Consider the following 21,745-nt stretch of genomic DNA (forward strand, 5'->3'; position numbering starts at 1 on the left):
TGTTTGCGATCGCACTTTGAACAATACTGAATAACATTAGTATACTATAAATGACTAGACTGATTTACGATCAATTTGCCAAAGACTATCTCAAAGAATTGTTAACCCCTCTTGGCGAAGTAGAAACTAGCCGAGACGTTCCTGGCGAAGTACGAGAAATAGATGTGTGGTTTACTCCTTACCCATCCGAACAAAGAGGCGATGCCACAGTGTTAGGATTGTTAGGAAAACTTGCCAGTACCCCATCCATTTTTGAACCTTTCCGCAATGCCGTTAGCCCTAACCAAATTCGCAGTTGTATGGGTAAACTATATGATATCCACGCCAATTTGTTGCGACAGCGACAGCGGGAAAACAGCCGCCTTGAAGAAGCTGATTTACCTTGGTTGTGGATTCTTTCTCCAACTGTTTCAGCAAACATTTTAAATGGGTGTAATGCCAAACAAGATGAAAATAACTGGCCCCAAGGCTTGTATTTTCTCGGAGAAATTCTGAAAACAGCAATTGTGGTAATTCACCAGTTACCGCGCACCCCGGAAACTCTATGGTTGAGAATGTTGGGAAAAGGAAATGTGCAAAAACAAGCTATTAATGAAATAGGGAAACTTCCCCCCAATCATCCATTACGTTCAAATGCTCTTTTGTTATTGTCTAATTTGCAGGCAACTATCCAAGCGAGTCAAAATATAGATCGAGAAGATCGGGAGTTAGTTATGGAATTATCACCATTACTTTTGCAATGGCGGGATGAAGCTTTAGAGGAAGGAATGCAGCAAGGAGTAAGGATGGGAAAGCGCACCATGATAGAAAATGCGTTGCGCGTGCGATTTGGTAATTTGGATGAGGAATTATCGGGAATTATTGAGCCTTTGTTGGAGTTACCGCCAGAGGAAATTATGGTATTGGCGCTGCAATTATCTCGCGAGGAATTGTTAGCTAGGTTTGGTAGTTAATTAGGTACGTAGTTGCGCTTTAGCGTTAAAGCGTAACTACGTAGCAAAGAGAAAATTGGGAGCTAGTTATGGAATTATCACCATTACTTTTGCAATGGCGGGATGAAGCTTTAGAGGAAGGAGTAAGGAGGGACAGACGAGCTACCATAGAAAATTTGTTGCGCGTGCGATTTGGTATTTTGGATGAGGAATTATCGGGAATTATTGAGCCTTTGGTGGAATTACCGTCAGAAGAAATTGCTGTATTATTGCTGCAATTATCTCGTGAGGAATTGTTAGCTAGGTTTGGTAGTTAATTAGGTACGTTGTTGCGCTTTAGCGAAGACAGCGCAACAACGTACCTAAATTATGCTGTGCGCCTACAACGGTGATAAAATGATAAAATCCTGTTGAGCAAGGTTAGCTTATTTTTGGATATTTTCATCAATCAATAGTCGCAAATTTACCCCAAAGTGTAAATTGTGGGTAATAAGTAAAGTAGGCGTTTTAAAAGGAATTGCCAGCTTAATTTTGATTTACTTCCTACGGGAGATTACGCTGCACCCAGAAGCAAGGAATATGAATTGTATAGAGTGAACCGTAACAAAAGTTAATTCAGGAGTTTTGCATGAGCAATTTAATTGCTAACACCGCTACTTACGTCAGTTCTTTGCTGAAAAAACTTCAAGTTAAGCAGTTTTTAGCTGTTGTCTTAGTAGGTTTTTTACTCCTCACAACCAACATTGATTCTGGGAGTAACAACAAAGCTTTACCTAAGCAGATTAATGAAATAGCACACGATCGCGATTCTGTCAGACCAAAAACTACCAGAGAGTGGGAAAAAGAAGGACGGGAAACTGAAAATTCGCCAGGGGAAAGACTGGGAAGAATTGGTAAAGAATCAGCAAAAGCTTTTCAAGAATTTGGTTCAGGTTACATAGAAGGTGCTAAACAAACCGCGAATCAAGCCAAAGAAGCAGCTACAAATATCATTCCCTAAATTGAACCCAAAGGAACAGAGGAAATAATTTTTCCTCTTTGATTAGTAGTGAAACTTTAGTTCATAGAAGCGGAAAAGGGTGCGTTACGCTAAAGCTAACGCACCCTACGAAATTTTTGTAGTAAAATGGGATTGATTAAAATGTAGTTGAAAACTATCAATGGTTCTTTCAGAACGTTTTTCAGAAGCACTGGTTTTTGCCAGTCAATTACACGCTACTCAAGTGAGAAAGGGAAGTGGTGTTCCTTATATTACACATTTACTGGCTGTTACTAGTATTGCTTTGGATTATGGCGCTAATGAAGATGAGGCTATTGCGGCGCTTTTGCATGATGCGATCGGTGTGATTCGTTAGTCGAAATGAGTAATTTATTACTCAGGGAAGACTGCAAGGTAACAACCTTGACAACTTGATTTCCGTGATGGTGAGATAACTAGCCGAGCTTAATAAAGCAGAGATAGCTAGGGGCGAAAGCCAGAATAATCAATTCCATCTCTCCAGATGCAGGAGTAACAGCGAGTCCCCCATTTAGCTAGGTTTGGCAACCTAACTAAGTGAAACGGGGAATCACGGCGGTAACTCAAAATCCGACTTGAGAATCCCGTCTAGCACAGTTGGTCATGAGTAGGAATACGAACTCTCGTCTGAACCATCGTCATCGTGAACAAGCCTACGCGGATTATCGGCTTGCCCAAAATGGGAAAGGAGTTAGTGATAGTCATCGATTGGGGCTACCAAAGGTGTTAGTTAATCTATGCTAACTAACAGGCATCCATAAAACTCCCGGTGGATAGAGAGACTCTAAAACCAACGCAACAACGGAAATCAGGAACGAAGTAACCCACTCAATTGCTCTCAGGATAGGTCGATAACCTGAGCAGTTGCCAGCGCAAGCATTGAGTGGGAGGGATTGTCTCAGAAGCAAACGCCTTGGGTAATGCCAAGGATAAGCAGACAGAGACACGGTGATTTGGAAGGTAAAGCCTCCAGTAGCGGTTTATAAGTTATGAGCGAGTTAACGACTACGTATGAATGGAGCAAACTAACCTGGCGAAAGCTAGAGCGTAGAGTGTTCAAGCTGCAAAAACGGATTTACCGAGCCTCTCAGCGTGGAGATGTCAAGACAGTCCACAGACTCCAGAGATTGTTAATGAAATCCTGGTCAGCAAAATGTCTGGCAGTACGTCGGGTAACACAAGACAACCAAGGAAAGAAGACGGCAGGAGTGGATGGACGGAAAAACCTATCCCCAAAAGCACGACTCACCCTGGCAAACGACCTAAAACTAGGATATAAAGCCGCTCCCACCAGAAGAATCTGGATTCCTAAACCAGGAACAGAGGAGAAAAGACCACTCGGCATACCGACGATACAGGACCGGGCTTTGCAGGCGCTAGTTAAACTAGCTTTGGAACCAGAGTGGGAAGCCAAATTCGAGCCAAATAGCTACGGCTTTAGACCAGGACGCTCATGTCATGATGCGATGGACGCAATATTCAAAGGAGTAAAAGCTAAAGCCAAATATGTGCTTGATGCAGACATCTCTAAATGCTTCGACCGTATCAACCACGATGCACTGCTAAGAAAACTAAATACATCCCCCACCACACGCCGACAAATTCGAGCCTGGTTAAAAGCAGGGGTAATGGATGGTTCCAAACTATTCCCCACATTTGAGGGTACACCGCAAGGCGGAATAATATCACCGCTACTTGCCAATATCGCCCTTCACGGGATGGAAAATCGGATAAAACAGGCATTCCCTGAAAAAAAACCTAGAGTTAATGGAAAATGTATCAGAATTCTATCGCCCATTCTCATTAGGTATGCCGATGACTTCGTAATTATGCACGAAGACCTAACCGTTGTCCAAAAATGTCAGCAGATAATTGCAGAGTGGCTAAAAGACATGGGTTTAGAGCTTAAATCAAGTAAAACACGACTAACCCATACTCTATATGAACATGAGGGAAGCGTGGGGTTTGACTTTCTCGGTTTTCATATTAGACAATATGCGACTGGGAAAAACCGCTCCGTCAAAGGAACTAACGGGAAACTCCTGGGATTTAAGCCACTAATCACCCCAAGCAAAGAAAAGGTGAAAGAACATCTTGAAAAGGTTGGAAAAATCATCAAAGCCCACAAGGGAGCGCCACAATTGGCGTTAATTACAAGATTAAACCCAATTATTAGAGGATGGGCTAGATACTATTCAACTCAAGCAAGTAAAGCTACTTTTACAAAAGTAGACCACTTAATGCACCAACAACTCCGAGCTTGGGCCGATTACCGTCATCCCCAAAAGAATAAACACTGGGTCAGTAATAAGTACTGGCTTATAGATTCAGGGCAAGGATGGACATTCGCGGTAAAAGGCAAAATGCGCCTTTTAAAGCACTCCGAAACACCAATAGTTAGACACATAAAAGTGCAGGGGAATCGCAGTCCTTACGACGGTGATTGGATTTACTGGAGTTCAAGAATGGGACAACACCCAGAAGCTAACAAAAGAGTAACAACACTACTCAAAAAGCAGAAAGGGAAATGCGCCCACTGTGGAATGTATTTCAAAGATGAAGATTTATTGGAAGTTCATCATGTAATTCCTGTCCAAATGGGCGGTAAAGATGAATATAAAAACTTTCAACTTCTCCATCGACACTGCCACGACATCGTAACAGCAGAAAATGCTGTCGGCAAGAAAGAATTAAATGAGGAATGGTTAGATGCTAATCCTTTTTAATCGCCTAAACCCTACGGGTAATCGAGGTATGCGTGAAAAGCACCAAGTCACTGAGGAGCCGTGTGAGGTGAAAATCTCAAGCACGGTTCTGGAGGCGAGGCGGAGTGGTGACGCTCCGACCTTAGCCAACAAGATCAAGGAGGTGCTAAAACTAGAGAGGAAATTCGACGACGTTTTGGCGACAATGTAACAGCTATTGTTGATGGTTGTACAGATTCAGAAATTATTCCAAAACCGCCTTGGAAGGAACGAAAAGAGATTTTTATTGCTAGTCTTGCTACTGCTTCGTCATCGGTTTTGCTAGTTTCGGCGGCGGATAAGTTGCATAATTCGCGATCGATCTTAAAAGATTATCGAGAATTAGGCGAAACTGTTTGGCAACGTTTTAAGGGAGGCAAAGAAGGCAGTATTTGGTATTATAAAAGTTTAGTGGAAGCATATCGCCAAGTTTATTTTTCGCCACTGATTGACGAACTAGAACGGGTTGTCACAGAATTAAATTGTTTGGTTAATGGTTAGTAGAGATTGGTGAAAAATTATTGCAAATGGCAAACGTAAAATTAACAGAAGTTACCCGCAAATTTAATCATGTCACCGCTATTGAGGATATTACCTTTGAAGTTCCTGATGGGGAATTTTGGGTATTAGTTGGCCCTTCGGGTTGTGGCAAGTCTACAATATTAAGAACGATCGCAGGTTTAGAATCAGCTACTAGTGGTGGTGTTTATATTGGCGATACTTTAGTAAATCATGTCCCAGCACGTCAACGGGATGTGGCAATGGTATTTCAAAATTATGCCCTTTATCCTCATAAAACGGTAAGGGAAAATTTGGCTTTTGGTTTACAAATGCGTCAGGTTGCGCCGACAATTATTAAAGAAAGAGTGGAAAAGGTGGCGCGATCGCTCGATATTTCCCATCTCTTAGATCGCAAACCAAAACAATTGTCGGGAGGACAACAACAAAGGGTGGCTTTGGGAAGGGCGATCGCACGAGAACCAAAAGTATTTTTGTTAGATGAACCTTTGTCGAATTTAGATGCTCAATTGCGCGATGATACGAGGGCAGAATTAAAGGAGTTGCATCAAAGAGTGGGAGTTACTACTATTTATGTGACTCACGATCAAGTTGAGGCAATGACTTTGGCTGATAAGATTATAGTTTTAAATCGGGGGAAAATTCAACAAGTTGGTGAGCCGCAGGAAATTTATGCTCATCCTATTAATCGCATGGTGGCGACTTTTTTGGGTAATCCTAAGATGAATATTTTACCTGCAATTTATGCAGGTAAGCTGTTTAAAGTGGGGGAACAAGTGTTAGGTTGTCCGGGTTTTGTGCGGGATAAGTTACAGTTAAGGGAAGGGCAAAGTTTAGATTTGGGTATTCGTCCTGAACATATAGAAGTAATTGAACCGCAGAGACGCAGAGAACGCAGAGAGGAAGAGGAAGGAGAGTTGTTTGTTGAGGTGAAAGTTATTGAGCCTTTGGGAAGAGAGACTTTAGTTCGTGTTAGTTTATCTGGGTTGGATTTACAAATGGATGTGTTGGCTTCGGGTGGTTGGCGGGGTAGAGTTGGCGATCGCATTTCTGTACAATTTGATTTAAATCATCTGTTTATTTTTGATCCTGCTAGTGGTGACACTCTTTATCCTTTAAAATGAGTTGAGAATATTTTCGCTTGCTGATTTCAAGTTATGTGGGGGGAATTTTGCGAGTTTGCTATAGATGTTTGGAATGGGCGAGTTTTGACTTCTATATTATTCAGAGGGGATGCCAATATTTTGACTAAACTGAGATCTTGCACCAAGAGGCAGAGCCTCTATTCTTCGTTCCCAGGTTGAACCTGGGAACGAGGATCTGGGATTGGCGGCGAATGGTGTAAAATGAGCGAATGAGAATCATTATCATTGGGAGGTATTTACTACTTGAAAAGACATCAGTGGTTTCGCTTGGGTATGATGGCAACGTTAAGTTGTTATTTAGTAATTGGTTCCCCTAATGCTGCATCTGCAATGCACATTATGGAAGGATTTTTACCTGTAGGATGGGCAATTTTCTGGTGGGTGGTGTTTATTCCGTTTTTTGTTTGGGGTTTGCGATCGATCGCCCAAATTACCCGCCTACATCCCGAAACTAAACTACTTTTAGCACTCGCAGGAGCATTTACTTTCGTTTTGTCTGCATTGAAAATTCCCTCTGTCACCGGGAGTTGTTCTCACCCTACGGGAACTGGCTTAGGTGCGGTATTATTTGGCCCTTCAGTGATGTCTGTATTGGGCGCTTTGGTATTATTATTTCAGGCGTTACTTTTGGCTCATGGTGGCTTAACAACTTTGGGCGCAAATGCAGTTTCAATGGCAGTAGTTGGCCCATTTGTTGCTTTCGGAATCTATCAATTGGTGATGAAAACCAGCGGTAGACAAACTCTAGCAATTTTTCTGGCAGCTTCTTTAGCAAACCTTTTCACTTATATAATTACATCAGTTCAATTGGCGTTAGCATTTCCGGCAGAAGTTGGCGGAGTGGTAGCAGCTTTTGCTAAATTTGCGGGAATTTTTGCCATAACTCAAATTCCTTTAGCTATTAGTGAAGGTTTGCTTACAGTGCTAGTTTGGAACTGGCTTGTTACTTATAATCGTCAGGAGTTACAAGCATTAAATGTGATTAAACAAGGAGCATAACAAATGCAAATTTCCCGAAAAAGTTGGAATAATTGGTTTTTAGTATTGGGTGTATTGGTGTTAGCGATCGCACCATTAATTCTAATTCGTGGAGCCGAATTTGGCGGAGCCGATGGCAAAGCAGAATCAGCAATTCAAGAAGTTAATCCCAATTATAAACCTTGGGCAACTCCAATTTTTGAACCTGCTAGTGGAGAAATTGAATCGCTATTGTTTGCAGTACAAGCGGGATTAGGTGCTGGGGTGATTGGTTATGTAATTGGGTTATATCGTGGTAGACAAGAACAGCGAGAACGACAGGAAATTAGAGAAAAAAATCACAGTTGATTGTTTTTTAGATCTGACAAAATGCACCATCATCTTGATGTTTATAGCCATACTAATTCTCTGAAAAAATTACCACCACTACAAAAGTTGATGTTTGCCCTAACTGTTTTAGCGATCGCTTTAGTAGCGCATCCTCTCACCCAAGGGGCAATTTTTCTTTGGTTAAATCTGTGGACGATCGGCTATGCTCGAATTCCATTAAAGGTGTATGGGCGTGTTTTGGGAGTTGTCAGTTTGTTTTTAATCACCAGTTTTCCCGCATTGTTATTTAATGTTGTCGCGATCGATCAAATTAATCTCATCCAAGCAAGTTCTTTAGGTGGATTAACCATTGGTAATTGGTATTTATTTATCAGTCATTCTGGATTAATTCAAGCTGGGGAAATTGTCATGCGATCGCTCGCCTGTTTTTCTTGCTTGCTGTTTATTTTATTCACCATTCCTTTTTCTGAGTTACTATTAATTCTCCGGCGATTTCGTTGTCCTCCCCTATTGCTAGATCTAATGCTTTTAATGTATCGATTTGTATTTTTATTTCTGGATGTCGCCACTCAACTGCAACTAGCACAACAAGCACGAGGCGGTTATAGAACTCGCCAACGTTGGATGAAAAGTGTAGCATTGTTGACAGGACAGTTGGTAGTGCGATCGCTACAACGTTATCAACAATTTTCCCTTGGATTAGCAGCAAGAGGCTTTAATGGAGAGTTTCAAGTTTACTCAATTCAATCTTATAAATACTCTAAACGTTATGCTTTAGAATCTTTGTGCGGTTGTATTGGGTTAGTTATTTTCGAGCTAACATTTTGGTGATTTTCTTAACCATGAACCCATCCATCCTGCAATTTGAAAATGTATCTTACACCTATCCAGGTGTTCATAAACCTGCAATTGTAGATTTAACTTTGGCAATTCCGGCGAGAAGAAAAACCGCAATTTTGGGACATAATGGTTGTGGAAAATCAACATTATTATTATTAGCTGATGGGTTATATCGTTGTAGTGCTGGGGTGATTTATTGGCAAGGTGAGCCTTTGCAATATCAAGCGCGATCGCTCAATCAATGGCGACAAAGAATCGGACTAGCTTTTCAAGATCCAGAACAACAATTAGTAGCCGCAACTGTAGCAGAAGATATTTCTTATGGACTTTGTAATTTACAATTATCTCAGGCAGAAATCGCCCAAAGATTAAAGCAAACTTTGCTTGATTTTAATTTGCAAGAATTGGCTAATCAGCCGTTACATTATCTCAGTTTAGGACAAAAACGGCGGGTTGCTTTAGCAGGAGTAATGGCATTAAAGCCAGAATTATTATTACTTGATGAACCAACAGCTTATTTAGATCGGTTACAAACTCGCCATTTAATGCAGGAATTAGACCGCATTTATCATCATGGAACAACAATTGTGATGGCAACTCACGATCTTGATTTAGCATATAGTTGGGCTGATTGGGTAATTGTGTTGCATGAAGGGCGATCGCTAATGTCCGCTTCAGCAGATCAAGTATTTAATAATGTTGCTTTACTGGAACAATTAGAACTAGGAATGCCTACATTATTAGAAATTTGGAATGCCCTACCGATGGCTTTACGCGATCGGCAAAATCCCCCGAAAACTGTTGCTCAATTGCGCTCTTTGTGGTGTAATATTTCCCAGGTTTAATATTAATTAAACAATCCAATGGCTGAATCTAATATCAACCCGGAAATTATCAAAACAAATGAAAACCAAGGCAGGCAGGATGCCTGCCCCACAAGAGTTACAGCTTTCTTGTGGGGTAGGCATCCTGCCTGCCCCACCCTTAGATAACTATTATCACTTTATTTATTTGCACCTACTTATTGCCTTGTTTGTGCAGTTGAAATTTTGAAACCTTTGCCCTCTCCATAACGTACTGTTTTAAATTCAATTCCGTTAGTATAGGGATTGTAGAGAGTGTAAGTAGCTTGTCCGGCAATTCTCCCAACATTACCGACACCAATCAGTTTTCGGGGTTTAACCATCACAGTTTGAGGAACAGCTGAATACTCTAAAGTTGTAATTGTTGAATTTACTTTACCTTCAATTATTTCATACTCAAAAGTTAATCCCGATCGCCCACAAAATAAATAATTAGCATCCATTCGCATCAAACGATCGAGTATTTGAACTGGCGGAGTGTCAGGAGTTAATTCATCGCTAACGCTGACGGTACTCCCGTGAATTAACAAACAATCAAGTTCAAAGAAACCAAAATCAAGCGATCGCACCCATTCTATTAACTCTCTCGGTACTGCATCCCAAAGATCTTTGACTACAGGTTTTCCATAACGTTCAATTAATTCTGTAGGTTCTGCGGTGCGCCCTAATCCATGTAAAATAAGTAATTGTTCTTCCCACCAACCTTGGCAAACTTGGGGAATAGGTTCGTTGGCAAGTGGCGATCGCACTCTTTTAATTACCTTTTGACTTTCTGCATTTGGAGCAATCAAATCTCCCAAAATATAAAGCGCCTCTAGAGATTTTCGTGCTTTTTTAATATCAGCTAAAACTGCTTCATAAGCAGCTAAATTGCCTTCAATGCCACTAAGAATTGCCCAATATGTCATGTGAAATTATCCTAAAAACCCGAAAATTACCTAATCTAAAATTGTTCTATCTTTCGCAAACGTGAGTTGGATCGTCAGCCCTTTCTGCAAACTCTAACCCTCTGGCTAACCGCCATGCAAAAATTGCAGGTAATCCTTTATCAATGATGGCGGCACAAGTTAGTTGATACTCGTATTCAACCTCACGAAAAATGACGCGATCGCTATCCGTGTCATAAATTACATAAGTAGCATTTGGTCTACCATGACGCGGTTCCCCTACCGATCCAGCATTAACAATTCTTTTTAAAGGTGCGCTAAAGCTAGTATTTTCAACTTCTGATTTGTTCGGTAGTTTGACTCGAATTTCCATTTTTCCGGCATCAAGCGATCGTACATAAGGTACATGAGTATGTCCACAAAACAAAATATCTGCACCTGTAGACATGACTCTTTCCATTGCTACAAAAGCATCCATTTCTGGCATTAAATATTCGTGCTGACTGTGGGGACTACCATGTACAAAACAAAGATTTCCATCTCGCAAACTCAGAGGAAGTTCTGCTAAATATTCTCTCACTTCTGGATGAATTACTTTATTTGTCCATTCATGAGCTACCTTTCCCCGCTTTTCTGCCAAAACTGAAGGATAACTACATTCACAAGAGTTTAATCCTTCTACAATATCTTCATCCCAACAACCTTGACAAGTGGGAATATCAAGAGAACGAATCATTTCAACAACAGCGTTGGGGTATGGTCCATAACCAACTAAATCTCCTAAACAGTAAATTTTTTCTGCTTGTTGTGTGTCGATATCAGATAATACGGCGTTTAATGCTTCGTAGTTTCCGTGAATACAAGACATTACGGCAATTTTCATGCTGCTTCCTCTTCTTGTTGTGCTAATGATGTTTTTATTTGTTGTTGGTAATAAGCGATCGTTTGTTCGTCTAAACAGCAATCTTTCAAAGTTTGAGCGATCGCTTCTCGATCTAATTGTTCGCCTACTATTTCAATCCCACTAAATCGATTTGGTCTACCATCTAACCAAAGGTCAAGATTCAATTCTGTATGCTTAGTTTGGGGATTACCTGCTACGAAGTCAAAATAAAATGATCTTCCATCAGCAATATCAAAAATCCCCTTAATTCGCCCAACTTTGCCATAAGCTCCGTTAGTCAGTTCGTACCAAAAAGTGTTTAAACTGGGAAAATCAAGTACTTGTCCGGTTAACACAGAACGCCAAATTTCCGATTGGGATAAAGTGATTTGGTTTTCGATTCCGATCGCGATCGTATCTGCCCAATCTTGCCATTCCGCCGGATCGATTCCTGATGGTAACACTGCCACTTTATGACAATCAGATATATTGAATGGCAGCATCAGTGATGCCAAATCCAGATAAAATCCCAATTCAATATAAATATTAGGTTCTTCATTAGTTTGTGCTAGAAATTCCCCTAATTGTTGATCGTTTAATCCGATTAGTCCCGGCACTTCTGCGACTAAATAAGTGCTATCTACCGGAACGCTACCTGTTCCCAAGCTGAGATAGACTGCTGAAGAAGCAACTTGGCTCAATTGTTGCCTGATCCAGGTTGTCTTTCCCGCACCGATCGCTCCTGCTACCAGGGTAATTTTTGCTGGTTCCATCAAGTAGTTTTTTATGGCTAACTTTCAGTTTAATCTATCATATTTTAGAATGATTATCATTTTATATTTATTGTCAGGTTATTCAAATAGGAAAGTTAAAAACAGGTGCGATCGCTCCCCCATTTCCCCAAAAGTATGATAAAATAAGAACCATTATCATTGTATAAATGGCTATGGTCAGTCAAATTAACCAGGCAACCTCTGAGGAAAGCGTTCTCCAAAGCGATCCACAAAAGCTGCGGCGCATTCGCCACACTTGTGCCCATGTTCTAGCAATGGCAGTGCAGAAGCTATTTCCCGAAACCAAAGTAACAATAGGCCCTTGGACTGACAGCGGATTTTACTACGACTTCGATCGCCAAGAACCTTTCACCCCGGAGGACTTAACCCAAATTGAAGCCGAGATGAAAAAAATCATCAAAGCCAATTTACCAATTATTAGGGAAGAAGTAAACCGAGAACAAATTCAAGCCGAAATCGAGCAATTAAACGAACCTTATAAACTGGAAATCCTCAATAGTATTCCCGAAACAGAAACAATTACCCGTTATTTTATTGGTTGTCCAGATGTGGGACGTGGGACAATTCATCCTGAAGTAAAACCTTCTTTGATCGAACCTGTTACCATTCCAGCAGAAGAATTTTGGTGGGATTTATGTGCTGGGCCGCACCTTAATTATACAGGAGAAATTAACCCAGATGCTTTTGCTTTAGAAAGTGTAGCAGGTGCTTACTGGCGAGGAGATGAAACTAAAGCGCAACTGCAAAGAATATATGGCACAGCTTGGGAAACAGCAGCAGAGTTAAAAACTTATTTGCAGCAAAAAGAAGAAGCAAAAAAACGCGATCATCGTAAATTAGGGCAAGAGTTAGATTTATTTAGCATTCAAGAAGATGCTGGTGGGGGTTTAGTTTTTTGGCATCCAAAAGGGTCAAGAATGCGCTTATTAATTGAGGATTATTGGCGCAAAGCACATCTTGATTCAGGGTATGAATTATTATACACGCCACACATTGCTAATTTGGAACTTTGGAAAACTTCTGGTCACTATGATTTTTACCGGGAAAATATGTTCGATCGGATGGAGATTGAGGCACAAGCTTATCAATTAAAACCGATGAATTGCCCGTTTCATGTATTGACTTACCAAAATAATTTACATTCTTACCGCGAGTTACCGATTCGCTGGGCAGAATTAGGAACAGTATATCGTTATGAGCGATCGGGCGTATTACATGGACTGATGCGAGTGCGCGGTTTTACTCAGGATGATGCTCATATTTTTTGTTTGCCAGAACAGGTAAGTGAGGAAATTTTGGGCGTGTTGAATTTGACGGAAAAGATTCTTTCTGATTTCGGATTTACCGAATATGAGATTAATCTTTCCACTCGTCCCAGTAAATCTGTAGGTGATGATGCCGTTTGGGAATTAGCTACTGAAGCGTTAATTAAAGCGTTGAATACTAAAGGTTGGAATTATGTTACCGATGAAGGTGGGGGTGCATTTTATGGGCCGAAAATAGATATTAAAATTAAAGATGCGATCGGGCGTTTATGGCAATGTTCGACAATTCAAGTCGATTTTAATTTACCCGAACGATTTGATATGGAATATGTGGCAGCAGATGGTTCCCGGCAGCGTCCAATCATGATTCATCGTGCTATCTTTGGATCGTTAGAAAGGTTCTTTGGGATTTTAATTGAGAATTATGCGGGAGATTTCCCCTTGTGGTTAGCACCAGTTCAAGTTAAACTATTACCTGTGAGCGATCGCCAATTACATTACACAGAATCAATTGCCCAAAGTTTAAAACAGCAAGGATTTCGCGTGGAAATCGATCGCACTGGAGAACGTTTAGGTAAACAGATTCGCACCTGTGAACTGCAAAAGATTCCGGTTTTTGTGGTAATTGGGCAACGAGAATTAGACAACAAAAACTTGAGTGTCAGAACTCGTCAAACTGGGGATTTGGGAACTATGACATTAGATAACTTGATCGATCGAATGGAAAAAGCGATCGCAGAAAAATCTAGCATTTAACAGTTCGTTATCAACATGAATAAGCACGTTTTATTTGTCTGTAAATCCTGCGCCTTTTCATCTAGTCAGCGCCAACATTTAGGGGAATCAGGCGGTTATTATTTACTGCAAAACTTGTTAGATTTACAAGCAGAATGGAGTTTGCGATCGCAGTATAGAATTGAACCAGTCAGCTGTTTGAGTGGGTGTAATCGACCTTGTGCGATCGCCTTTTCTGCTGCTAACAAAACTACCTTAATGTTTGGCGACTTACCACCATTAGAAAGTGCCCCAGCGATTCTACAATTAGCAGAACAATACTATGCCAGTCCAGATGGAATAGTACCTTACCAAGAACGTCCCGAAGTTTTGAAAAAGGGAATTTTAGCCAGAATTCCACCCCTACCAAATTTTTAAAAGTTTTTCACAAGTCATATTGTAGGGTGCGTCAGATTTAGATATTTTCCTTTCTATATAAGGCTTTACCGTCTGACGCACCCTACTCGTTAATAAGTGATTTAAATGCGTCACAGCTTATGATAAAACTTTTCGTCAAATTTATCAGCGAGGATGATTATGAATACTACAGAAACTCGTGAAGACCAAGTACCATTGAATATTCCCTCAATCCTGATGCCAGTGACAATTATCACCGGATTTTTAGGGAGTGGAAAAACCACATTACTTAATCATATTCTCAGCAATCGCCATGATTTAAAAGTCGCAGTTTTGGTTAATGAATTTGGCGATATCAACATTGATAGTCAATTGTTGGTATCAGTAGAAGAAGATATGGTAGAATTAAGTAATGGTTGTATCTGTTGTACCATAAATGATGGTTTAATAGATGCAGTTTATCGAGTTTTACTAAGAGAACATCATGTAGATTATCTAGTAATTGAAACCACAGGAGTAGCCGATCCGCTGCCGATAATCTTAACCTTTTTAGGAACTGAACTAAAAGATTTTACTCGGTTAGACTCGATAATTACCTTAGTGGATTCAGAAACATTTACCGAAGAACATTTTGAGAGTGAAGCCGCATTTAAGCAAATAGCTTATGGAGATGTCACCATATTAAATAAAACCGATTTAGTTCCAGGCGAAAAGCTGCAAGTACTGGAAGAATATATTAGAGATGTTAAACAGGGAGCGAGAATTTTACACAGTAGATATGGTCAAGTACCATTACCTCTAATTTTAGATTTAAGTTTGACTAATCCAGAAGCATACCAAGAATTTATCAATGAAGACGATCGCCACCATCGCCACCATCACCATCATTCTCATCACTTAGAAAATGATGGATTTGTATCGATATCTTATCAGAGCGATCGACCCTTCGATGTCCACAAATTTGAAACATTTCTCCAAGAACAATTACCGCAAAATGTATTCCGGGCCAAAGGAATTCTCTGGTTTAGTGATAGCGAGTTACGCCACATTTTTCAACTCAGTGGACCCCGCCTCGACATCCAGGGTGAAGAATGGCTAACTCCACCAAAAAACCAGATTGTATTTATCGGGCGCGACTTGCCAGCAGATCAAATCCGACAACAATTAGATCGTTGCTGCGTCTGATTCAAATCTTTCAGCGGTTTAGCCTGCTGCTGAGAGTCAATACCCCTTGTAGAGACGTTGCATACAACGTCTCTACAATTAATTTTTTATCGAGTGACAACTAGCTTTTGTTAAAGCGGGAACAATTCGATCGCACGCCATTCTCGCACCCGAAAGGTTACGCGCCGTTGGCCCAACTTGCAAGGCTGCGAGCCCACCCATAAGGAAGAGTTCGCACCCTTGCCAACTCAAGCAAGAATTTAATACAGGTAAACCTTTAACTATTGGCACTGGAAAATCTTCTAAAACCTCTGCTAGTAAAGGATTTGTTGTGACGTTGAGGGTGTTTCCCGTTGCTAGCCAAATGCGATCGAACTCCTGAGTTGTGCCATCATCGCAATGTACCTGCCAATTTTCCCCTTGCCATTGCGCCGCTGTTACCTGACATTGTTCGTGAAAGGTTAACTTTCCCTCGTGGCTAACTCGCCGCAAATAAGTCATAATTGCCGGAGTTAGGGAACCACCATTCCTTGCTTGTTGAATCAAATACCAACGCTGTTCCCAGCTTTTTTCGGCAAAAAAACCTTTAAGATATTTTGGGCCAAGCCAACCAGGGTCAGCATCAAAAAGCTTTTCGTACAGGCAACGGCGCGACATCAAACTAACTTTAGCATGACGAGCGATCGCACCAACTGCCAAATGTCCGCTAGTCAAGCCACCACCAATAATTAAAATTCTTTCTCCTGCCAAGTTTAAACCAGGTAATTTCACCTGGCTGGAATGGCACAAACGTTCTGGGGGATAGTTTGGCGGAATTTGCTTTACCCATTCTGGCAGTTGCGAAACATGATTACCCATCGCACTGACGACACGACGCGCTGTAATTACTTTTCCATTTTCTAAATGCAGGTGAAATCGCCGATTTATACTTGGTTTTGGCGGTTCTAAGCGCATTACTTTGGCTGAAATTATCTGGTTTTGCAACTCCCAACGCTGAACTACATTTTCACAGAAATCCCTAAATAATCGAGTTCCCGGCAAATCGTAAGGGGGAAATAGTTCTGGCGATCGATTTTCTGCAAAGCCTCGTAACGCATGGGGGTTAGGATCGGGATGATGCACCGCAGGCGATCGCAAATGGGGAATTTCTAACGCAGAAAATTGCTCATTCCATCGACTCATCCAAGTTCCGCCCGGATCGAACACCCAAAACCGACCTCTCATAGTTTTTCGCTTTTGCAACAGATGAGTAGCTAAAGTAAGCGCATGAGGCCCACCACCGATGATGGCAATGTCTATATTAGTTGGCAGTTCTAGGGTATTCATGGTAGTCCAGCAAAAAAATAGCAGGAAAAAGTGGAGCCGAGAGAAAATTCTTGCTCCGCAATTCAGTGGTGTATTCTTGGTTTTGGGTTAGAGTCGTCTTAAAATAAGACTCATTCTCATTTTAGGGGAAAAGTGGTGGATTGGCGATCGATCTTGATAAAAACCCCAGAGAAGTTGCATACAGTAGAGTTCAAAGTATTGACATTAATTATTAATTAAGAAGCTTTGACAATCTGCCCTAAGAGACAAATATGTAGGGACACGGCATAATTAACCTTATTCTCTAATGCAGAATATTTAGGATGCCGTGTCCCTACACAACCTTATGCCTGCGAATTGATTCGCAGGCGGGCTTTTGGACAGGTGCAAAATCCAGCTTAACAAAACTTAACATATTTTTATTGAGAAAGATTCTAAACTAAATTTCAGAGTTTGTTGAGAAAGATATTCAACAAGTCCAATGTTTATCAATTCCTGAACACTATGCAGACTTACGAAAATCCAACTGTGAAATATGACTGGTGGGCGGGTAATGCCCGATTCGCCAACCTCAGCGGCTTATTTATTGCGGCTCACGTTGCCCAAGCCGCTTTGATTACCTTCTGGGCGGGAGCATTTACACTGTTTGAAATTTCTTGGTTTGACCCAACTCGTGCGATGGGCGAACAAGGGCTGATTCTCTTACCTCACTTAGCGACCCTTGGCTTAGGTGTTGGTGATGGGGGAAAAGTTGTTGATACTTATCCCTTCTTTGTCGTCGGTGCAGTTCACCTGATTTCTTCAGCCGTACTAGGTGCAGGAGCATTGTTCCACACTCTCAGAGCACCAGAAGACTTGAAAACAGCCTCCGGTCAAGCCAAAAAATTCCATTTTGATTGGAACGATCCCAAACAATTAGGCATAATTTTGGGGCATCATCTCTTATTTTTGGGAGTAGGAGCCTTATTGCTAGTTGCTAAAGCAATGTATTGGGGCGGACTTTATGATGCGGCGAGTCAAACTGTTCGCATCGTCACTCAACCGACACTCGATCCATTTGTAATCTACGGTTATCAAACTCACTTTGCTAGCGTTGATAACTTAGAAGACTTAGTTGGCGGTCACATTTATGTTGGTGTAATGTTGATTGCTGGAGGGATTTGGCATATCTTAGTTCCACCTTTGAAATGGGCAAAGAAAGTGTTAATCTTTTCCGGTGAAGCGATTCTTTCTTACTCGTTAGGTGGGATTGCTTTGGCTGGTTTTGTAGCGGCTTATTTCTGTGCTGTAAATACCCTAGCTTATCCAGTGGAATTTTACGGCCCAACCTTGACAATCAAAATGGGAATTACGCCCTACTTTGCCGATACAGTGAACTTACCATTGGGCGATCATACCTCGCGTGCATGGTTAGCAAATGCTCACTTTTTCCTCGCTTTCTTCTTCTTACAGGGGCATTTGTGGCACGCACTTAGAGCAATGGGATTTGATTTTAAGCGAGTTGAAAAAGCTTTGAATTCTGTAGAAGTTTAACTTCTTCTGGAAATCAATAGATGAGTTATTTGTTAACTCATCTACTCCTTATACCAACTCCGGGTTAGTTACCCCGATATCTTCTCCCTCTTTCCTCTGTGTCCTCTGCGTCCTCTGCGGTTCATTATAAAGGGAGTTTTTCACCCGGACTTAGTATTAGCCGATCCTCCTCACACTTTTTTAATTATGAACTGTCCTTGCTGTTCTGGAAAACTATTGCGCCATATCAATGGAAAAGGTTTGTACTGGTATTGCCCTTCTTGTCGTCAAACAATGCCAGCTTCAGAAGATATGAATCGGCTATTGTTGCAACAAGAAAATTCTGCAAAACTGAATCATCAAATTTGGTTATACATTCTCATGCAGCCAAGGGAAAATGCTGCATAGTTTCTAGCCCTGCGGAAATGACAGAAACATTGAATTAAACTAGGAAAGAAAATGGCAAAAGTTGGTTTATTTTACGGAACTCAAACCGGAAATACGGAAACGATCGCTGAATTAATTCAAAAAGAATTAGGTGGCGATGGCGTAGTTGATTTACATGATATTTCTAGTAGTGAAACTGGTGATTTTGATGATTACGAGTGCATCATCATCGGTTGTCCAACCTGGAATGTGGGAGAACTTCAAGCTGATTGGGAAGGCTTCTATGAGGAGTTAGAAAACATAGATTTTAATGGGAAGAAAGTCGCTTATTTTGGTGTTGGCGATCAAATTGGTTATGCTGATAACTTTCAAGATGCGCTGGGAATTTTAGAGGAAAAAATTGCATCCCTTGGCGGTAAAACCGTTGGCTATTGGTCTACAGATGGATATGATTTTAACGAGTCGAAAGCAGTCAAAAATGGTAAGTTTGTGGGATTAGCGATCGATGAAGATAATCAATCAAATTTGACAGATAGCCGAGTCAAAACTTGGGTATCTCAACTGAAACGAGAGTTTGGCTTATAGATTAAAAACCGGGTTTTTTGCTAATAATCTGCAAATAACCCCGGTTTTCTTACTTCTTAAATTTGCAAAAATTGTCAACAAAAAGGAAATGTCTTATGTCTTCATTACCGAATGCTTTATGGTTAAATGTTAGTCCAGCATTACAACAATTCGATCGCCCCCTGAAAATTCATTTATCTCACCATGTTGCGATCGCTCAATGGGAATATTGCCAAACTCCCGACGAACCAATGTCTTTAGAAATAGCAATAGATTTGCTAGATGATTATTTGAAGAATCAAAATAGACCAGTAGATTTAATTGGACATAGTACCAGCGGGTTATTAGGATTGCTTTATGCACATAAACATCCAGAAAAAGTGCGATCGCTCACACTTCTTTCCGTCGGTCCTTATCCTGCTGTTGATTGGCAAGCTCATTATTACGCACAATTGCAAAAGCTTCCTTGTTCCCGTGAAATCCTGTTAAACCAGATGGTAATTAACTTATTTGGACATCAATCTCCTGGAATTATTAGAGAAATTTTGCAAATATTAGAACAGGATCTCATGATTTCTTTATCTCCGCATACTTTGTTTAGACGAGTTAGTTTTTCACCCAGCAAAGTATCAGTTCCAATGTTAGTTTGCGGTAGTGCAGATGATATTATTGTTGACCCTTATTCATTGGAGGGATGGCAAACTTGGTTAAAGACAGGCGATCGAATTTGGCAATGTCCCAAAGGGCGTTATTTCTTCCACTATTTCCATCCACAAAAAGTCTGCGAACAAATAGTTGACTTTTGGGATTTACCGTCTTTATCTCAAGACAGAAATGCCAGTTTTGCCAATCTCAAAGTTAGTTTGTAAACCAGGAATTGAGGTAGTGATGATTGATTCAGCTTCTACATCAACAGCTTGTTTTCCAGTAATTCCCTTTTGTCCGATTTTGATTTGGCTAGTATTAGTTGGCTTTTTCCTAGCAATTAGTTTAGCGGTACATGATGGAATTACCAGATTAAAACGGCTGCATGAAATTCCCTGTACTCGCTGTGCTTTTTTTACTGGAGATTATCGTTTGAAATGTACAGTACATCCCTGTAAAGCTTTATCTGAAGAGGCAATTAATTGTTTAGATTATGAACCCGCAGTGCCACAACCTATTTGTTTGTTTCAGAAAAGTTCGGGGAAAAACTGTCTGTCTCAATCACGTAATTGCTAAATTTTGAGGAATTAACTATGACTGCAACTCTCCCAGGAATGGCAAGAAACCCAATTAAAATTAGTGACTGTCTTTGTACACTTTGGGAATCAAAAACACACTTGATAAACTGACAACTACACCGATGATTAACGTGAGTGTATATCCGATCGCATCAGCCACCATTCCACCCAGAACTGTAGTAGCAACCACACCCACAAACGCGACGGAAATTTGAGTCGTATAATCAGTACCTGCGGTAGTAGGATTGCTGCGATCCATCATGGCGGTGAGGAGGGCGGTGTATGCCATACTTTGTAACCCACTGACGAGAATGCACACCGCGTAAAGGATGGACGGACTCGCAACACCAGCAGCCGGTAAGATGTACGACAGCGCAGCAACGTTGGCAATAACGCCAAAGGTGATGAGCGATCGCTTACGCCCCCACCGTGCGATCAGCACTCCTGCCATCAACGCAGCGATGATTCTAGCAATGTAGCTGACTACACCCAATAACCAACCAATGTCAGATAAAGACAAACCACGATCGACTAACAGGGGACGAATTAACGTACCCGAAACATTTTCGCTAATCATATACAGCAGCACTACCAGTAGCCATAACCCCATCTTTGGACGAGAGAAGAAGCGAATAAACGGCTGAAGGTAGGATTTGAGCGTGGTAGATTGTGCGGCTGGATAATGGTGTTCTTGATGAAACAGGATAGGGATTAAACACAGCAGCAAGGCGATCGCCATTGTCAGCAGCGTAGTCCGAAATCCGGCTTTCTCTAGTAAAATCAGGGCGGCACCTCCACCAATAATGGCTCCCAAAAAATTGCCACTCGCTTGAATCGCGTTGCCAATACCACGCTCTTGAGGTAGAAGTAAGTTAACCGCTAAAGCATCCGTAGCAATATCCTGGCTGGAAGAAAATAAGAAAGCTAAAAACATACAGACAAGTAATCCGGTGATGTTTGTCTGTACATCTAGAGAAGCTGTCACCAGCAGCGTTACAATCAACAAACTTTGAAAACCAATAATCCAACCCCGGTAATGTCCTAATTTAGGCAGGCGGTAGCGATCGACCAGGGGCGACCAAAGAAACTTCAAGGCAGACGGAACGATCAGGAAACCCAAAAAGCCGATCGCGCCGAGTGACATATTCTGTTGTCGCATCAACACCGGAACAGTCTGGATAAAAAACGTGGTTGGAATGTACTGGGAGATATAAAGACTGGCAAGCAGAATTAGTTTCGTTTTCATAAAAATAGCCAGTTT

21 protein-coding genes and 3 pseudogenes are annotated in these 21,745 nt (G+C 41.1%); 19 read left to right on the plus strand and 5 right to left on the minus strand.

Annotation, left to right across the window (positions count from 1 at the left end; translation table 11 throughout):
- Nucleotides 1-50: 50 nt before the first annotated feature.
- The 11 genes and pseudogenes from ACE1CC_RS01505 (at nucleotide 51) to ACE1CC_RS01555 (ending at nucleotide 9,351) form a co-directional block, all read left to right on the plus strand.
- Nucleotides 51-953 (plus strand): hypothetical protein, encoded by a 903-nt coding sequence (locus ACE1CC_RS01505; protein WP_413268707.1) that lies wholly within the window; start codon nucleotides 51-53, stop codon nucleotides 951-953.
- A 68-nt stretch (nucleotides 954-1,021) separates the two neighbouring features.
- A complete protein-coding gene (locus ACE1CC_RS01510; RefSeq protein WP_413268708.1) occupies nucleotides 1,022-1,249 on the plus strand; it encodes a hypothetical protein in 228 nt (75 codons plus the stop codon).
- 311 nt (nucleotides 1,250-1,560) lie between these two features.
- Nucleotides 1,561-1,932 carry a hypothetical protein gene (locus tag ACE1CC_RS01515; RefSeq protein ID WP_413268709.1) on the plus strand — a complete coding sequence of 124 codons (372 nt, stop codon included), beginning with the start codon at nucleotides 1,561-1,563 and terminating at the stop codon, nucleotides 1,930-1,932.
- A 160-nt stretch (nucleotides 1,933-2,092) separates the two neighbouring features.
- Nucleotides 2,093-2,272: pseudogene (locus tag ACE1CC_RS01520) on the plus strand (HD domain-containing protein); the annotation flags it as partial.
- A gap of 667 nt (nucleotides 2,273-2,939) precedes the next feature.
- A pseudogene (ltrA, locus tag ACE1CC_RS01525) lies at nucleotides 2,940-4,628 on the plus strand (group II intron reverse transcriptase/maturase); the annotation flags it as partial.
- Nucleotides 4,629-4,805: 177 nt separating this feature from the next.
- Nucleotides 4,806-5,195, plus strand: a pseudogene (locus ACE1CC_RS01530) (HD domain-containing protein); the annotation flags it as partial.
- A gap of 26 nt (nucleotides 5,196-5,221) precedes the next feature.
- Nucleotides 5,222-6,337, plus strand: a complete 1,116-nt coding sequence (locus ACE1CC_RS01535; protein ID WP_413268711.1) for an ABC transporter ATP-binding protein — start codon at nucleotides 5,222-5,224, stop codon at nucleotides 6,335-6,337.
- A 297-nt stretch (nucleotides 6,338-6,634) separates the two neighbouring features.
- A complete protein-coding gene (locus ACE1CC_RS01540) occupies nucleotides 6,635-7,357 on the plus strand; it encodes an energy-coupling factor ABC transporter permease (protein ID WP_413268776.1) in 723 nt (240 codons plus the stop codon).
- 3 nt (nucleotides 7,358-7,360) lie between these two features.
- Nucleotides 7,361-7,684, plus strand: coding sequence for an energy-coupling factor ABC transporter substrate-binding protein (locus tag ACE1CC_RS01545; protein ID WP_413268712.1), 324 nt, complete (start codon nucleotides 7,361-7,363; stop codon nucleotides 7,682-7,684).
- Nucleotides 7,685-7,705: 21 nt separating this feature from the next.
- Entirely contained in the window at nucleotides 7,706-8,497 is a 792-nt protein-coding gene (cbiQ, locus tag ACE1CC_RS01550; RefSeq protein WP_413268713.1) for a cobalt ECF transporter T component CbiQ, read from the plus strand.
- Nucleotides 8,498-8,508: 11 nt separating this feature from the next.
- The gene (locus ACE1CC_RS01555; protein ID WP_413268714.1) at nucleotides 8,509-9,351 is read left to right on the plus strand and encodes an energy-coupling factor ABC transporter ATP-binding protein; all 843 of its coding nucleotides are present in this window, start codon (nucleotides 8,509-8,511) and stop codon (nucleotides 9,349-9,351) included.
- Between the two features lie 176 nt (nucleotides 9,352-9,527).
- Here the strand turns inward: ACE1CC_RS01555 and ACE1CC_RS01560 are convergent, their stop codons facing one another.
- The 3 genes from ACE1CC_RS01560 to ACE1CC_RS01570 are packed head-to-tail and all read right to left on the minus strand — an operon-like array spanning nucleotide 9,528 to nucleotide 11,912.
- Complete coding sequence (locus ACE1CC_RS01560) at nucleotides 9,528-10,277, minus strand: metallophosphatase (RefSeq protein ID WP_413268715.1); 750 nt, start codon at nucleotides 10,275-10,277, stop codon at nucleotides 9,528-9,530.
- Between the two features lie 46 nt (nucleotides 10,278-10,323).
- Nucleotides 10,324-11,139, minus strand: coding sequence for a metallophosphoesterase family protein (locus tag ACE1CC_RS01565; RefSeq protein ID WP_413268716.1), 816 nt, complete (start codon nucleotides 11,137-11,139; stop codon nucleotides 10,324-10,326).
- Nucleotides 11,136-11,912 (minus strand): GTP-binding protein, encoded by a 777-nt coding sequence (locus ACE1CC_RS01570; RefSeq protein ID WP_413268717.1) that lies wholly within the window; start codon nucleotides 11,910-11,912, stop codon nucleotides 11,136-11,138. The genes ACE1CC_RS01565 and ACE1CC_RS01570 overlap by 4 nt, the downstream gene beginning before the upstream one ends.
- Nucleotides 11,913-12,085: 173 nt before the next feature.
- On the opposite strand from ACE1CC_RS01570, the gene thrS reads away from it, so the two are divergent.
- The 3 genes from thrS (at nucleotide 12,086) to ACE1CC_RS01585 (ending at nucleotide 15,514) form a co-directional block, all read left to right on the plus strand.
- Nucleotides 12,086-13,954 (plus strand): threonine--tRNA ligase, encoded by a 1,869-nt coding sequence (thrS, locus tag ACE1CC_RS01575; protein WP_413268777.1) that lies wholly within the window; start codon nucleotides 12,086-12,088, stop codon nucleotides 13,952-13,954.
- A 15-nt stretch (nucleotides 13,955-13,969) separates the two neighbouring features.
- Nucleotides 13,970-14,350, plus strand: a complete 381-nt coding sequence (locus ACE1CC_RS01580) for a DUF1636 family protein (protein ID WP_413268718.1) — start codon at nucleotides 13,970-13,972, stop codon at nucleotides 14,348-14,350.
- A gap of 159 nt (nucleotides 14,351-14,509) precedes the next feature.
- On the plus strand, nucleotides 14,510-15,514 hold the full coding sequence (locus ACE1CC_RS01585; protein ID WP_413268719.1) for a CobW family GTP-binding protein: 1,005 nt from the start codon (nucleotides 14,510-14,512) through the stop codon (nucleotides 15,512-15,514).
- Nucleotides 15,515-15,592: 78 nt separating this feature from the next.
- Here ACE1CC_RS01585 and ACE1CC_RS01590 read toward each other — a convergent pair whose 3' ends face one another.
- Nucleotides 15,593-16,819 carry an FAD/NAD(P)-binding protein gene (locus ACE1CC_RS01590; RefSeq protein ID WP_413268720.1) on the minus strand — a complete coding sequence of 409 codons (1,227 nt, stop codon included), beginning with the start codon at nucleotides 16,817-16,819 and terminating at the stop codon, nucleotides 15,593-15,595.
- Between the two features lie 483 nt (nucleotides 16,820-17,302).
- Between ACE1CC_RS01590 and ACE1CC_RS01595 the strand changes: the two genes are divergently transcribed.
- From ACE1CC_RS01595 to ACE1CC_RS01615, 5 genes are all read left to right on the plus strand, one after another.
- Nucleotides 17,303-18,331: a chlorophyll a/b binding light-harvesting protein gene (locus ACE1CC_RS01595; RefSeq protein WP_413268721.1), complete on the plus strand. Its 1,029-nt coding sequence runs from the start codon at nucleotides 17,303-17,305 to the stop codon at nucleotides 18,329-18,331.
- 186 nt (nucleotides 18,332-18,517) lie between these two features.
- A complete protein-coding gene (locus ACE1CC_RS01600) occupies nucleotides 18,518-18,718 on the plus strand; it encodes a hypothetical protein (protein WP_413268722.1) in 201 nt (66 codons plus the stop codon).
- A gap of 51 nt (nucleotides 18,719-18,769) precedes the next feature.
- Nucleotides 18,770-19,282, plus strand: coding sequence for a flavodoxin FldA (fldA, locus tag ACE1CC_RS01605; protein ID WP_413268723.1), 513 nt, complete (start codon nucleotides 18,770-18,772; stop codon nucleotides 19,280-19,282).
- A gap of 95 nt (nucleotides 19,283-19,377) precedes the next feature.
- Nucleotides 19,378-20,130, plus strand: a complete 753-nt coding sequence (locus ACE1CC_RS01610; RefSeq protein ID WP_413268724.1) for an alpha/beta fold hydrolase — start codon at nucleotides 19,378-19,380, stop codon at nucleotides 20,128-20,130.
- Nucleotides 20,131-20,149: 19 nt separating this feature from the next.
- Entirely contained in the window at nucleotides 20,150-20,482 is a 333-nt protein-coding gene (locus tag ACE1CC_RS01615) for a hypothetical protein (protein WP_413268725.1), read from the plus strand.
- 60 nt (nucleotides 20,483-20,542) lie between these two features.
- On the opposite strand, the gene ACE1CC_RS01620 is transcribed toward ACE1CC_RS01615, so the two are convergent.
- Entirely contained in the window at nucleotides 20,543-21,730 is a 1,188-nt protein-coding gene (locus ACE1CC_RS01620) for an MFS transporter (protein WP_413268726.1), read from the minus strand.
- Nucleotides 21,731-21,745 lie beyond the last annotated feature (15 nt).

Origin of the sequence: Floridaenema aerugineum BLCC-F46, from assembly GCF_041929345.1 — a bacterium.
In the GTDB taxonomy this organism is placed as follows: Bacteria; Cyanobacteriota; Cyanobacteriia; order Cyanobacteriales; family Aerosakkonemataceae; genus Floridanema; species Floridanema aerugineum.